The sequence below is a fragment of the Clostridioides sp. ZZV15-6388 genome (assembly GCF_020657755.1).
Lineage (GTDB): Bacteria > Bacillota > Clostridia > Peptostreptococcales > Peptostreptococcaceae > Clostridioides.
Genome location: NZ_JAGWCU010000133.1, coordinates 1 through 271, shown reverse-complemented (window position 1 = coordinate 271; position 271 = coordinate 1). Strand labels below are relative to the sequence as shown.

Genomic DNA, 271 nt, shown 5'->3' with positions numbered 1-271 from the left:
AGGGATAATATGCTAAGAGCATATAAATATAGATTATATCCAAATAGCGAACAAAAAGAATATTTTGCTAAAACTTTTGGATGTAGCAGACTTATATATAATCTTATGTTATCCGATAGGATTAAAGAATATGAGGAAAACAAAGACTTAGATATTAAGAAAATAAAATATCCTACACCTGCACATTACAAAAAGGAATATGAGTTCCTAAAAGAAGTTGATAGTTTAGCACTAGCAAATGAACAAATGAATTTAGATAAAGCCTACAAAA

1 protein-coding gene is annotated in these 271 nt (G+C 27.3%); it reads left to right on the top strand.

From position 1 onward, the window contains the following. Positions 1 to 9 precede the first annotated feature (9 nt). Positions 10 to 271, top strand: a 262-nt coding sequence (locus KGF48_RS20795) for a helix-turn-helix domain-containing protein (protein WP_227868509.1), incomplete at its 3' end; no start/stop codon positions are given.